Source organism: Mycolicibacterium monacense, from assembly GCF_010731575.1.
Taxonomy (GTDB): domain Bacteria; phylum Actinomycetota; class Actinomycetes; order Mycobacteriales; family Mycobacteriaceae; genus Mycobacterium; species Mycobacterium monacense.
Genome location: NZ_AP022617.1, coordinates 1,341,071 through 1,354,393, shown reverse-complemented (window position 1 = coordinate 1,354,393; position 13,323 = coordinate 1,341,071). Strand labels below are relative to the sequence as shown.

13 protein-coding genes are annotated in these 13,323 nt (G+C 70.7%); 8 read left to right on the top strand and 5 right to left on the bottom strand.

Going from position 1 to position 13,323, the window contains the following annotated elements:
* The first annotated feature begins 61 nt into the window (after positions 1-61).
* Positions 62-2,029 carry an asparagine synthase (glutamine-hydrolyzing) gene (gene asnB, locus G6N49_RS06455; RefSeq protein ID WP_011560682.1) on the top strand — a complete coding sequence of 656 codons (1,968 nt, stop codon included), beginning with the start codon at positions 62-64 and terminating at the stop codon, positions 2,027-2,029.
* Here the strand turns inward: asnB and G6N49_RS06450 are convergent.
* Complete coding sequence (locus tag G6N49_RS06450) at positions 2,026-3,000, bottom strand: carbohydrate kinase family protein (protein ID WP_011560683.1); 975 nt, start codon at positions 2,998-3,000, stop codon at positions 2,026-2,028. The genes asnB and G6N49_RS06450 overlap by 4 nt on opposite strands.
* A gap of 192 nt (positions 3,001-3,192) precedes the next feature.
* Here G6N49_RS06450 and G6N49_RS06445 point away from each other — a divergent pair, with 192 nt between their 5' ends.
* Positions 3,193-3,831, top strand: a complete 639-nt coding sequence (locus G6N49_RS06445) for an Rv0361 family membrane protein (protein WP_011856064.1) — start codon at positions 3,193-3,195, stop codon at positions 3,829-3,831.
* Positions 3,832-3,835: 4 nt separating this feature from the next.
* On the opposite strand, the gene G6N49_RS06440 is transcribed toward G6N49_RS06445, so the two are convergent.
* Entirely contained in the window at positions 3,836-4,198 is a 363-nt protein-coding gene (locus tag G6N49_RS06440) for a HesB/IscA family protein (RefSeq protein WP_011560685.1), read from the bottom strand.
* A gap of 155 nt (positions 4,199-4,353) precedes the next feature.
* On the opposite strand from G6N49_RS06440, the gene G6N49_RS06435 reads away from it, so the two are divergent.
* The 5 genes from G6N49_RS06435 to G6N49_RS06415 all read left to right on the top strand — a co-directional run bounded on the left by G6N49_RS06435 (position 4,354) and on the right by G6N49_RS06415 (position 7,755).
* Positions 4,354-5,031 carry a DUF3043 domain-containing protein gene (locus G6N49_RS06435; RefSeq protein ID WP_011560686.1) on the top strand — a complete coding sequence of 226 codons (678 nt, stop codon included), beginning with the start codon at positions 4,354-4,356 and terminating at the stop codon, positions 5,029-5,031.
* Positions 5,032-5,045: 14 nt separating this feature from the next.
* Positions 5,046-5,576, top strand: coding sequence for a bifunctional adenosylcobinamide kinase/adenosylcobinamide-phosphate guanylyltransferase (locus G6N49_RS06430; protein ID WP_011856065.1), 531 nt, complete (start codon positions 5,046-5,048; stop codon positions 5,574-5,576).
* On the top strand, positions 5,573-6,625 hold the full coding sequence (cobT, locus tag G6N49_RS06425) for a nicotinate-nucleotide--dimethylbenzimidazole phosphoribosyltransferase (protein ID WP_083045229.1): 1,053 nt from the start codon (positions 5,573-5,575) through the stop codon (positions 6,623-6,625). Before G6N49_RS06430 ends, cobT begins: the two co-directional genes overlap by 4 nt.
* Positions 6,622-7,368 carry an adenosylcobinamide-GDP ribazoletransferase gene (locus tag G6N49_RS06420; RefSeq protein ID WP_011856066.1) on the top strand — a complete coding sequence of 249 codons (747 nt, stop codon included), beginning with the start codon at positions 6,622-6,624 and terminating at the stop codon, positions 7,366-7,368. The genes cobT and G6N49_RS06420 overlap by 4 nt, the downstream gene beginning before the upstream one ends.
* Positions 7,369-7,464: 96 nt before the next feature.
* Positions 7,465-7,755, top strand: a complete 291-nt coding sequence (locus G6N49_RS06415) for a CDGP domain-containing protein (RefSeq protein ID WP_011856067.1) — start codon at positions 7,465-7,467, stop codon at positions 7,753-7,755.
* A gap of 10 nt (positions 7,756-7,765) precedes the next feature.
* On the opposite strand, the gene G6N49_RS06410 is transcribed toward G6N49_RS06415, so the two are convergent.
* Both G6N49_RS06410 and gcvT read right to left on the bottom strand, forming a co-directional pair.
* Positions 7,766-8,872 (bottom strand): branched-chain amino acid aminotransferase, encoded by a 1,107-nt coding sequence (locus tag G6N49_RS06410; protein ID WP_011560691.1) that lies wholly within the window; start codon positions 8,870-8,872, stop codon positions 7,766-7,768.
* 23 nt (positions 8,873-8,895) lie between these two features.
* Positions 8,896-9,990, bottom strand: coding sequence for a glycine cleavage system aminomethyltransferase GcvT (gene gcvT, locus G6N49_RS06405; protein ID WP_011856068.1), 1,095 nt, complete (start codon positions 9,988-9,990; stop codon positions 8,896-8,898).
* Between the two features lie 25 nt (positions 9,991-10,015).
* Between gcvT and G6N49_RS06400 the strand changes: the two genes are divergently transcribed.
* Positions 10,016-11,557, top strand: a complete 1,542-nt coding sequence (locus tag G6N49_RS06400) for a leucyl aminopeptidase (RefSeq protein ID WP_011856069.1) — start codon at positions 10,016-10,018, stop codon at positions 11,555-11,557.
* Here the strand turns inward: G6N49_RS06400 and G6N49_RS06395 are convergent.
* The gene (locus G6N49_RS06395; RefSeq protein WP_011560694.1) at positions 11,554-13,320 is read right to left on the bottom strand and encodes an SDR family oxidoreductase; all 1,767 of its coding nucleotides are present in this window, start codon (positions 13,318-13,320) and stop codon (positions 11,554-11,556) included. The two genes, G6N49_RS06400 and G6N49_RS06395, sit on opposite strands and share 4 nt — an antisense overlap.
* Positions 13,321-13,323: the final 3 nt, after the last annotated feature.

Below are 13,323 nucleotides of genomic sequence, written 5' to 3'. Positions count from 1 at the left end.
GACACCCGGCCTTTCCGTGCCGTCGTGCCCCACCACCGCCGCATTGGGCATACTTGGCGCCGTGTGCGGACTGCTGGCGTTCCTGAAAGACCCGTCCGCGCAGTCCTCCCCCGCGCTGGTCGGCGCGGTCTCGGGGGCTGCTGAACTGATGCGGCACCGGGGGCCCGACGAACCGGGCACCTGGGCGGACGACACCGATGACCCGGGCATCGTGCTGGGCTTCAACCGGCTGTCGATCATCGACATCGCGCACAGTCACCAACCGCTGCGCTGGGGTCCGCCCGAGGCGCCGCTGCGCTACGTCCTGGTGTTCAACGGGGAGATCTACAACTACCTGGAACTCCGTGAGGCGTTGCGCACCGAACACGGCGCCGAGTTCGCCACCGACGGGGACGGCGAGGCGATCGTCGCGGCCTACCACCACTGGGGCCCTGCGGCGCTGTCGCGGCTGCGCGGCATGTTCGCGTTCGCGCTGTGGGACACCGTCACCGGTGAGCTGTTCTGCGCACGGGATCCGTTCGGCATCAAACCGCTCTACATCGCCACCGGCCCCGGTGGCACCGCGGTCGGCAGCGAGAAGAAGTGCCTGATGGCCGTCGCCGACCAGCTCGGCATCGACACCGGCCTCGACGAACGTGCGGTGCAGCACTACACCGTGCTGCAGTACGTGCCCGAGCCCGAGACGCTGCACCGCGGCGTGCGCCGGCTCGAGTCGGGCAGCTACCTGCGGATGCGCCCGGGGCAGGCTCCGGTGGTCACCCGCTACTTCACCCCCCGCTTCGACGCGGTTCCTTTTCGCGCCGCTTCCGCGCCTGGTTCGGCGGGCGGCGTCGATCAGGCCCGCTACGACGAGATCACCGCGGTACTCGAGGACTCGGTGGCCAAACACATGCGCGCCGACGTCACCGTCGGCGCCTTCCTGTCCGGCGGCATCGACTCCACCGCCATCGCCGCGCTGGCGATGCGCCACAACCCCCGGCTGATCACATTCACCACCGGATTCGAGCGCGAGGGGTTCTCGGAGGTCGACGTGGCGGTGGCGTCGGCGGAGGCGATCGGCGCCCGGCACGTCACCAAGGTGGTCAGCCAGGCGGAGTTCGTCGAGGCGCTGCCCGCGATCGTCTGGTATCTCGACGAGCCGGTGGCCGATCCGGCGCTGGTACCGCTGTACTTCATCGCCCGCGAGGCGCGTAAGCACGTCAAGGTGGTGCTCTCCGGGGAGGGCGCCGACGAGTTGTTCGGCGGCTACACCATCTACCGCGAACCATTGTCGCTGCGGGCGTTCGACTACCTGCCGCGGCCAGTCCGCCGCTCGTTGCGCCGGGCGTCGGCCCCGCTCCCCGAGGGGATGCGCGGCAAGAGCCTGCTGCACCGCGGTTCGCAGACCCTCGAGGAGCGGTACTACGGCAACGCCCGCAGTTTCTCCGACGAGCACCTGCGCGCGGTGCTGCGCCGCTTCTCGCCGGACTGGACGCACACCGACGTCACCGCCGCGCTCTACCGGGAGTCCGACGGCTGGGATCCGGTCGCGCGCATGCAGCACATCGACCTGTTCACCTGGCTGCGCGGCGACATCCTGGTCAAGGCCGACAAGATGACGATGGCCAACTCGCTGGAGCTGCGGGTGCCGTTCCTCGATCCCGAGGTGTTCGCGGTCGCGTCGCGGCTGCCGCTGGAGCAGAAGATCACCCGGGCCACCACGAAGTTCGCCCTGCGGCGCGCGCTGGAACCGGTCGTGCCCGCACACGTGCTCAACCGCCCGAAACTCGGCTTCCCGGTCCCGATCCGGCACTGGTTGCGTGCCGGGGAACTGCTGGAATGGGCCTACGAGACGGTCGCCGCGTCACAGACGGGCGATCTCATCGACGCCGAGGCGGTGCGCACGATGCTCGACGAGCACCGGACCGGGGTCAGCGATCACAGCCGCCGGTTGTGGACCGTGCTGATCTTCATGCTCTGGCATGCGATCTTCGTCGAGGGCAGTGTGACTCCCCGGATCGAGGAGCCGCACTACCCCGTCCAGCTTTAGGCCAGAGCCGAGGCGATCTCCTTGGCGGCGTCTTCGCCGTAGGCGTCGGCCAGGCGGGTGATACCGGCGTCTTTGTCCCAGCGCCACTCCTGCGGGCCGGGCGCTTCGAGCACCAGCGTCGCGACCATCGAGGCCAGCTGGGCGGCGCGCTCGAGGCTCAGCCCGGCGCTGCGGCCGGTGAGGAAGCCGGCCCGGAACGCGTCGCCGATGCCGGTCGGATCCTCTTTGTGGGTCTCGGGCACCACGTCGACGTGGACGAAGGTGCCGTCGCGTCCGACCAGGTCGACACCCTTCTCGCCGAGGGTGGTGACGCGCAGCTGGATCTGCCGCATGACCTCGGCCTCCGACCAGCCCGACTTCTGCAGCAGCAGATCCCACTCGTAGTCGTTGGTGAACAGGTAGGTGGCGCCGTCGATGAGCTTGCGGATCTCCTCACCCGACAGGCGGGCCAGCTGCTGGCTGGGGTCGGCGGCGAACGGCAACCCCAGCGTGCGGCACTCCTCGGTGAGCAGGAACATCGCGTCGGGGTCGTTGGCGCCGATGATCACCAGATCCGGCGTACCGGTGCGGGCGACGACGTCGGCGAGCTTGATGTTGCGCGATTCGGACATCGCGCCCGGATAGAACGACGCCAGCTGCGCCATGTCCTCGTCGGTGGTGCAGACGAACCGGGCCGTGTAGGCGGTCTCCGAGACCAGGACGTTGTCGCAGTCCACCCCGTGGGCGGTCAGCCAGCCGCGATAGTCGTCGAAATCCTTGCCGACGGCGCCGACCAGCGTCGGCTGCCCACCGAGGATGCCCATGGCGTAGGCCATGTTCCCCGCGACGCCGCCGCGGTGGACCACCAGATCGTCGACGAGGAAGCTCAGCGACACCTTCTGCAGGTGCTCGGCGAGCAGCTGGTCGGCGAAGCGGCCCGGGAATCGCATCAGATGGTCGGTCGCAATGGACCCGGTCACCGCAATGGTCACGAAATGTCACCCTTCGAATTCGTCTGGACTACCCGACCTTAGCGGCCGGGCCCGGGACCCCACCCCGAACCCTGTCGTCCCCGGGCGGCGCACCGACTGTGCGCTAACCTGCGTACAGTGCCCGCGCGGGTCGCCGCGATGTCACTGTAGACAGGCGATCTGATCTCACAATCCCTTGGAGCGACGTTCTTGATGGCTGGCCCGTACCCCTATCCGGAGCCCTACCCCCAGCAACCGCTTCCGCCGCATCAGGGCGCACCGCAACCTTATCCGGGTCCGGTGCCGTCGGCATATCCGGGCATGCTGCCGCCGCCGGTGCAGTATCCGAAGCGGGGCCGCAAACGGCTGCTGTGGGCGGTGGTCGTGGCGGTCGTGGTGGCCACCCTGGTCGGCGTGGTGATCTTCGCGACCCGCGACGACGGTGCCCCGCAGGCCGCCGGGCCGCTCACCGACGCCTCCGCCCGCACGGCCATCCAGGGGTATCTCGACGCGCTGTCCAACGGCGACGACGAGGAGATCGCCCGGCATGCGCTGTGCGGTCTGTTCGACGCCGTGAAGGAGAAACGGTCGGATCTGGCGCTGGCCGGTCTGGCCGGCGACGCGTTCCGCAAGCAGTTCAGCCGCGCCGAGGTGACGTCCATCGACACGATCGTGCCGTGGTCGTCCCATCAGGCTCAGGTGCTGTTCACCATGCGGGTGGCGCCGGCACGCGGGTCGGCCCGCGGCCAGCAGCCCCCCAATGAGGAGGAGCAGGCGGTCGCCCAGCTGCTCATCCGGGACAACGAAGTGCTGGTCTGCTCGTATCTGCTGCGCACCGGCAGCCAGTACTAGCCGATCAGTTGAAGGAGTCGCCGCAGGCGCACGAGCCGGTGGCGTTAGGGTTGTCGATCGTGAAGCCCTGCTTCTCGATGGTGTCGACGAAGTCGATCGTGGCGCCCTGCACATAAGGTGCGCTCATCCGGTCGACGGTCAGGTTGACGCCACCGAATTCGGCGGTCAGGTCGCCGTCGAGCGCCCGGTCGTCGAAGAACAGGTTGTAGCGCAGGCCCGCGCAGCCGCCCGGCTGCACGGCGATGCGCAGCGCCAGGTCGTCCCGGCCCTCCTGGTCGAGCAGGGCCTTCGCCTTGGCGGCCGCGGCTTCGGTGAGAAGCACACCGTGGGTTGCGGTGGCGGTCGCCGACTCGTCCTGAACAGTCATTGCTCTCCCTTTGCATCCCTGCTGCTGGTTCATGGGGAACGCGCCGACGAAACCCGTCGACGGTCCACTACCTCAACGGTACCTTGCTTCGGCGCTATTCCCGAGGTGACTCCCGCCCCACCGGAGCCCGTCGAGCGGCAAGTAATCTGGCGGGTGTGAAACTGCTGGGCCGGAAAAACGAGGACGACCAACCCGAGGACGCCGCTGTGACCGCGTCGGCGGCAAGTCCCGAGTCCGGACCGGACACCAGGGAGCGCAGGACCGCCCCCAAGGGCAGGCCCACCCCGAAGCGCGACGCCGCCAAGCGGCGCGGCCCGGTGGCACCGGCCCCGTTGACCGCCGCCGAGGCGCGCCGCCGCCGCAAGGAACTGCGCGGACCCAAGCTCAGCAAGGAGGAGCGCAAGGCCGAGAAGCTGGAACGGCGGGCCTCGATGGCCGAGCGCCGCGAGAAGATGATGGCCGGCGACGACGGCTACCTGCTGCCCCGCGACAAGGGTCCGGTGCGGCGCTTCGTGCGCGATGTGGTCGATTCCCGGCGCAACGTGCTCGGCCTGTTCATGCCCGCGGCCCTGGCCCTGATCTTCGTGATGCTCGCCGTACCGTCGATCGAGGTGCAGCGGCTGCTGTCGCCGGCGATGCTGGTCCTGGTGCTGATCATGATCATCGACGGGTTCGTCGTCGGCCGGAAGGTCAACCGCCTGGTCGACGAGAAGTTCCCGGGCAACACCGAATCCGGCTGGAAGCTCGGCTTCTACGCGGCCAGCCGGGCGTCGCAGCTGCGCCGGATGCGGGCGCCGCGTCCGCAGGTCGAGCGCGGCGCCAAAGTCGCCTGAGTCGACCGGCGACGGTGCGCACGCTCGTTCTCGGCGGTATCCGCTCGGGTAAATCGCGGTGGGCCGAAGCCGTGATCGCCGCAGCGGCGCAGCCGGACCCCGTCCGCTATGTGGCCACCGGCGCGTCGCCGGGCGCCGACGACGAATGGGCCCGGCGGGTCGCGGCACACCGTCGACGCAGACCGAGCGGCTGGCGGACCACCGAGACCACCGATGTCCCCGGCGCCCTGCGCGACGATCCCGCCACCGCCACCCTGGTCGACGACGTCGGCGGATGGCTGACCGCGGAGATGGACCGCTGCGATGCGTGGCACGGGGGTTCGGTGGCTGCGGGTGCCGATGCGCTGGTGGCCGCGGTGGCGGAATTCACCGCATCCCTGGTCCTGGTCAGTCCCGAGGTCGGATTGACCGTCGTCCCCGCCACGGCCGCCGGACGCCGGTTCGCCGACGAACTCGGCGCGCTCAACCAGCGGCTGGCCGCGACGTGCGAGCGGGTGGTGCTGATCGTCGCGGGCCAACCGATCACCGTGAAGGAGCCGTCGTGACGTTCGCCGCCGTGGAGTTCGCCGATGTGGTGCCACCGGACGCGGGCGCGGCGGCCGAGGCGCGGGGGCGTCAGGGCCGGCTCACCAAACCGGCGGGGGCGCTCGGCCGGCTCGAGGAGCTCTCGGTGTGGGTGTCGGCCTGCCAGGGTGTGTGCCCGCCCCGGCAGTTCAGCCGGCCGAGGGTGGTGGTGTTCGCCGGTGACCACGGTGTCGCCGGCGCCGGGGTGTCGGCGTATCCGGCAGAGGTCACCGCGCAGATGGTCGCCAACATCTCGGCGGGCGGCGCGGCGATCAACGCACTGGCCGAGGTGGCAGGCGCCGGGGTGCGCGTCGTCGACGTCGCGGTGGACTGCGACGAACCGCTGACGCCGGCGATCGGCGCGGTCAAGGTCCGGCGCGGCAGCGGCAACATCGCAAACGAGGACGCGCTGAGCGACGAGGAGACCGAGGCGGCGCTGGCGGCGGGCCGCCGGATCGCCGACGAGGAGGTGGACTCCGGGGCCGACCTGTTGATCGCCGGCGACATGGGCATCGGGAACACAACGGCCGCAACGGCTTTGATCGCCGTCCTGACGAACTCCGAACCGGTGGTGGTGGTCGGGCGCGGGACCGGCATCGACGACGCCGGCTGGGCGCGTAAGACCGCCGCGGTCCGCGACGCGATGTACCGGGCGCGGACGGCGGCGGCCGATCCGGCGGCGCTGCTGAGGATCTGCGGCGGTGCCGATCTGGCCGCGATGGCCGGGTTTTGCGCGCAGGCCGCGGTGCGCCGCACCCCGCTGCTGCTCGACGGCCTGGTGGTGACGGCGGCCGCGCTGGTGGCCGACCGGCTGGCGCCCGGGGCGCGGCAGTGGTGGCAGGCCGGGCACCGGTCCCCCGAACCCGGACACACGCTGGCCCTCAACAGCCTGGGGCTGACGCCGATCCTCGACCTGGGCATGCGACTCGGTGAGGGCACCGGCGCCGCGGTCGCCCTGCCCGCGGTGCGCGCCGCGGTGGCCGCACTGGCCGGTATGGCGACCTTCGACGAGGCCGGCGTCTCGTCGTGATCGGTTCGCTGGCAGGGGCGTTCGCGTTCGGGACCGTGCTGCCGGTACCTACGGGCAGCACCGCGACGTTGGGCCGTGGGGTGATGACCGCGCTGCCCGGAGTCGGGATCGTGCTCGGCGCGGTCGCGGCGGCGGTGCTGTGGGCGGGGTCGTGGGCGTTCGGACCGCACAGCGCGCTGGCGGGTCTGCTGGCGGTGGCCGTGCTGCTGTTGGCGACCCGCGGGATGCACATCGACGGGCTCTCCGACACGGTCGACGGGCTGGGGTGTTACGGCGCGCCCGAACGCGCCCTGCGCGTGATGCGCGACGGGTCGGCCGGTGCGTTCGGCGCGGCGTCGATCGTGGTCGCGGTGGGCGCGCAGACGTTGGCGTTCTCGATGCTCCCCGGCGGCTGGTCGGGCGCGGTGGGTGTGGTCGTGGCGGTGACGGCGGGCCGGGTCGCCGCACTGGTGGCGTGCCGGCGCGGCATACCCGCCGCCGAGGGCAGCGCGCTCGGCGGTCGGGTGGCAGGCACCCAACCCGCGGCGGTGGTGCTGGTGTGGCTGGCAGCCGTTGCGGCGCTGGCGATTCCGGCCACCGAACGGATCTGGCAGGGTCCGCTGACTGTCGTGGTCGCGGTGGGTATGACCGCGCTGCTGGTGCGGCACTGCGTGCGCCGGTTCGGCGGGATCACCGGTGACGTGCTGGGCGCCGCGATCGAGGTGACGACGACGGTGGTCGCGGTGGGGCTGGTGATCAGGTAGCGGCGCTGATCCGCAGTGCGCCCGTTCCCGGCACGGACCCGCCACTCAGGCGGTAGCGTCGGTGACGGTCGGCTGGGCTGTCCACGGAAGGCAATCATGAAGCGCTCCAAGGTCGGAGGATCCGCCGCCCTGCTGATGGCAGCAGGGCTGATCGTCTCGGCGCCACCGGCGGGTGCCGGCTGCCATTACGGCGGCGCCTTCATCAGCAAGTGCGACGGTCCCGTCCGCCCGGACGGCACCTGGGAACGGTGCGTGGGAGTCGCCCGCTGGGTTCCCAGCGGCTTGAGTTCCCACCTGGTGCCCGTCAAGCACTGCGGCCTGATGGGCCCCGGTCAGCAGCCGGCGGATCCCGCCTTCGCCGACCCGCCTGTGCGCATCGCCCCCTGAGCCGGCGGCGTCAGTTCAGCTTGACCATCCAGCCGTGGGTGTCGGCGAACTTGCCGCGCTGGATGCCGGTGAGGGTGTCGCGCAGCGCCATCGTCACCTCGCCGGGTTCCCCGTCGGCGATGGTGAACTCGCCGTCGTGGTGCTTGACGTGGCTGACCGGTGTGATGACCGCCGCGGTGCCACACGCGAACACCTCGCTGATCTCCCCGGCGGCGGCCTTCTTCTGCCACTCGTCGACGTCGATCTTGCGTTCCTCGACCGCGAACCCGGCGTCGGTCGCCAACTGCAGCAACGAGTCTCGCGTGATGCCCGGCAGTAGTGAACCGCTCAGCTCGGGTGTCACCAACCGCGCCGAACCCCCGCTGCCGAAGACGAAGAACAGGTTCATCCCGCCCATCTCCTCGACGTAGCGGCGTTCGATCGCATCGAGCCACACCACCTGATCGCAGCCGTGTTCGGTGGCCTGCGCCTGCGCGAGCAGCGAGGCCGCGTAGTTGCCGCCGAACTTCGCCGCGCCGGTGCCGCCGGGGCTGGCCCGCACGTACTCGTGCGACAACCACACGCTGACCGGTTTGATCCCGCGCGGGAAGTACGCGCCGGCCGGCGAGCCGATCACCAGGTAGCGGTACTCGTTGGCGGGCCGGACGCCCAGACCCGGTTCGGTCGCGATGACGAACGGCCGCAAGTACAGCGACTCCTCACCCCCGGCGGGCGGCACCCACTGTTCGTCGATCGCGATGAGCTGGCGCAGCGATTCGAGGAACAGCTCCTCCGGCAACTCCGGAATGGCCAGCCGGCGCGCCGAGGACCGCAGCCGTGCGGCGTTGGACTCGGGACGAAACGACACCACCGACCCGTCCGCCCACCGGTAGGCCTTGAGCCCCTCGAAGATCTCCTGCGCGTAGTGCAGCACGACGGCCGACGGGTCGAGTTCGATCGGGCCGTAGGGCAGCACCTGTGCGTTGTGCCAGCCGGCGTCGGCGGTGTAGTCGATCGACACCATGTGGTCGGTGTGGAAGCGGCCGAAGCCGGGGTTGGCCAGGATCTCGGCGCGTACCTCGTCGGTCGCCGGCTCCGCGTTGCGGTGAACGGTGAACTCGAGGGGGCCGTCAGTCATGGAAGAAATTGTATCTCCGGTGGCTAGCGGGTTTTCGCGGTGACAAACGGCGGAGGCACGACCTCGCACTCGATGCGCCGGCCGCGCACGTCGACCTCCACGCGGCTGCCGTCGGCGATGTCGTGGGCGGTGTCGACGAGCGCCAGCGCGATACCGACCTTCAGGCTCGGCGAGAAGGTCCCCGACGTCGTCACACCGACCGCGGTGTCGCCGTCGAACACCGTCAGATCCGGCCGCAGCACCCCGCGGCCGACCGCGCGCAGCCCGCGCAGCAGCCGCTTCGGACCGGCCTCCTTCTCGGCCAGCAGCGCGTCGCGGCCCCAGAAGGCGTCCTTGCGCCAGCCGACCGCCCACCCGCAGCGGGCCTGCAGCGGGGAGATCTCCGGCGACAGTTCGTGACCGTGCAGCGGGTATCCCATCTCGGTGCGCAGGGTGTCGCGCGCGCCGAGCCCGGCCAGCTCACCGCCGGCGTCACGCACCGCCGACACAAGCGCGTCGAAGACGGCGGGCGCGTCGTCCCAGGCCGGCAGCAGCTCGTAGCCCTGCTCCCCGGTGTAGCCGGTGCGGCAGACCCGCACCGCGGTGCCGTTGAGTTCCGCGTCGACGTATCCCATGTAGTCCATGTCGGTGGGCAGACCCAGCCCGCCGAGCACCTCCGCGGACTTGGGGCCCTGCGCCGCCAGCACCGCGTACGAGCGGTGCTCGTCGGTGACCGTCACCCCGTCGGGCGCCCGTTCGGCGAGTGCGGCCACCACGGCAGCGGTGTTCGCGGCGTTGGGCACCAGGAAGATCTCGTCGTCGGAGACGTAGTAGGCGATCAGATCGTCGATCACCCCGCCGGAGTCGTTGCAGCACAACGTGTATTGCGCCTTGCCGGGGCCGATGCGGTTGAGGTCGTTGGTCAGCGCGGCGTTGACGTAGGCCGCCGCGCCGGGGCCCCGCACCAGTGCCTTGCCGAGGTGGCTGACGTCGAACAGCCCGACCGTCGTGCGGGTCGCGGTGTGCTCGGTGACCGTGCCCGCGTAGGACACCGGCATCAGCCAGCCGCCGAACTCGGCGAACGTCGCTCCCAGCTCGCGGTGGCGGTCTTCCAGAGGGCCGTGCAGGGGTTCACTCACGTCTGACACCTTATGGTGGATTCTCGTGAGTTCCGATCCCGGCTATCAGGCCCCCGTCGTCACCGTCAGTTCCTCCATACCGCGCCGCGGAGTGGGTGACTCCGTGCTCATCGTGCCCGTGGTCACGCGGGACGACGCGGCGGCGGTTCTCGCCGCCGCCCCGTTCCTCGACAAAGACGCCGTCAGGGAGATCGAGGCCGCGCTCAAGTCGCTCGGCGCGACCGGCGGTGAAGGGCAGACGCACCGCCTGGTGGTGTCCGCGCTGCCGGTGGCCAGCGTGCTGACGATCGGGCTGGGCAAGGAGCGCGACGAGTGGCCCGCCGACACGGTGCGGCGGGTGGCCGGCAACGCGGCCCGGTCGCTCGACAAGGTGGCGGCGGTGCTGACCACGCTGTCCGCGCTGGACCTGGAGGCGGCGATCGAGGGCCTGATCCTGGGCTCGTACCGCTTCACCGAGTTCCGCAGCGCCAAGACCGCACCCAAGGACGGCGGTCTGCGCGCGATCACCGCGCTGTCCCAGGAGTCCAAGAGCCGTGCCCGCGACGCCGCTCAGCGCGCCACCGACATCGCCACCGCCGTCGCGACGGCCCGCGACTTCGTCAACACCCCGCCCAGCCACCTCCACCCCGACGAGTTCGCCAAGCGTGCGAAGGCGCTGGGAGAGGCGGCCGGTCTGGAAGTCGAGATCCTCGACGACAAGGCGTTGGTCAAGGCGGGTTACGGCGGCATCGTCGGCGTCGGCAAGGGTTCGTCGCGGCCGCCGCGGCTGGTGCGGCTGTCGCACAAGGGTGCTGTGCGCACGCGCACGCGAGGAGCACGAACAGGCGGAAGTAAGCGGGTCGCGCTCGTCGGCAAGGGCATCACCTTCGACACCGGCGGCATCTCGATCAAGCCGGCCGCCAACATGCACCACATGACCTCCGACATGGGCGGGGCCGCCGCGGTGATCGCCACCGTCGTGCTGGCCGCCAAACAGAAGCTGCCGATCGACGTGATCGCGACCGTGCCGATGGCCGAGAACATGCCGTCGGCGACCGCGCAGCGCCCCGGCGACGTGCTGACCCAGTACGGCGGCACCACCGTGGAGGTGCTCAACACCGATGCCGAGGGCCGGCTGATCCTGGCCGACGCGATCGTGCGGGCGTGTGAGGACAACCCCGACTATCTGATCGAGACCTCGACGCTGACCGGCGCCCAGACCGTGGCGCTCGGTTCGCGCACGCCCGGCGTGATGGGCAGCGACGCGTTCCGCGACCGGGTGGCGACACTGTCGCAGCAGGTGGGCGAGAACGCGTGGGCGATGCCGCTGCCCGAGGAACTCAAGGACGACCTCAAGTCGACGGTCGCCGACCTCGCCAACGTCAGCGGTTCACGCTTCGCGGGCATGCTCGTCGCGGGCACCTACCTGCGCGAATTCGTCGCCGACGGTGTCGAATGGGCGCACATCGACGTCGCGGCGCCGGCGTACAACTCCGGCGGTCCGTGGGGTTACACCCCCAAGGGCGGCACCGGGGTGCCGACGCGGACGATGTTCGCGGTCCTGGAAGAGATCGCCCGGGAAGGCTAGAGCACGCGGCCGCGGGCGGTGCTGCGCAGCGCCTGCGGCAACACCCGGGACACCCCGTAGACGAAGTAGGCCTCCGGCATCACCGGCCGGATCGCCTTGTTCGCCTTGACCGCGGCGACGATCGCCTTGGCCGCCTTGTCCGGTCCGTAGCGGCGCATCGCGAACATCTTCTGCAGTTGGCCGCGCCGGCCCGCGACGTCGCCCGTGCGGTCGGCCGGGGCGTGGATGCGGGTGTTGCGCACGATGTTGGTGTCGACGGTGCTCGGGCAGATCGTGGTCAGCCCGATCCCCGCCTCGTCGAGTTCGGCGCGCAGACAATCGGAGAACATGTACACCGCGGCCTTGCTGGTGCAGTACGCGTTCAGCGACTGCAGCGGGGCATACGAGGCCATCGAGGCGACGTTGACGATGTGCCCACCGGTGCCGCGCTCGACGAGCCTGCGCGCGAACGCGCGGCAGCCGTTGACCACCCCGCCGAGGTTGACGTCGAGTACGTGATCCCACTGGTCGCGCGGTGTGTCGAGGAAGCGGCCGGCCTGTCCCACGCCGGCGTTGTTGACGACGATGTCGGGGATACCGTGGCCGGCGCAGACCTCGTCGGCGAACCGCTCGACCGCATCGGCGTCGGCCACGTCGAGCCGGTAGGCGTGCGCGACGCCGCCGGCGGCTTCGATCGCGGCCGCGGTCTCCTTGGCACTGGCCTCGTCGATATCGCTGACCACCAGTTCGGCGCCTTCGCGTGCGAACGCCAGCGCGGTCTCACGGCCGATGCCGCTGCCCGCACCGGTCACCGAAACCAGTGTGTCCGAGAAGTATTCGCGCGGCCCGCCGACCCGCGCCCGGCGCAGCTCCCGGGCGGCCGGAGCGCCGTCGACGTGTTCGACGAGTTCGGCCACCGCCCTTGCGATCACATGCGGATGCGACATCGGCGACCAGTGGCCCGCGCGCAGCTCACGGCGCCACAGAGTCGGCACCCACGGCGCGATCTCGTCGTAGACGTAGGGCCGGATGAACGCGTCGCCGGTGTTGACGATCAGCTGTACGGGGACGTCCACGACGCGGGGGGTGCGCTTGGTCAGCAATGACCGAAAGTAGTTGGCGCGGTAGACTTTCACGCTTCGCGCGGCATCGGCCCGGTAGGTGTCGGAGTGCAGCAGCCGATCGGCCGGGATGCCTTCGGCGACCCTCTGGTACTTCCGCAGACCCTCGGCGATGAAGGCGCGCACCAACACCGGGGCCACCAGAGGAACCGACAGCAGGATCATGTAGCTCAGCCGGGCGAACTGGTTCAGCGCGCGAGCCAGGCGACGGATCCGGTACGGCCGTTTGAGCCCGTCGAGCACGTAGCGGTACACATGGTCGACGCTCGGCCCGGACAGCGAGGTGTAGGAGGCCACCCGGTCGGCGGCCTCGGGCCGGGACAGGTACTCCCACATGCCCGTCGAACCCCAGTCGTGCGCCACCACGTGCACCCGCCGGCCCGGCGCCACCGCGTCGGCGACGGCGGCGAAGTCGTCGGCGTAGCGCGCGGTGGTGTACGCCGCGGCGCGTTTCGGCGCCGAGGTGGGGCTGACGCCGCGGTTGTCGTAGCGCACGACGTGGAAGCGGTCGGCGAGTTCGGCCGCGACGCTGTCCCACACCACATGGGAATCCGGCCAGCCGTGCACGAGGATCACCGTGGGCCCGTCGGGGTTGCCCTCTTCGTACACCGCAACGCGCACTCCGTCGGTGCTGTCGACGAATCGGGGGGCGGGTCGTGACATGTG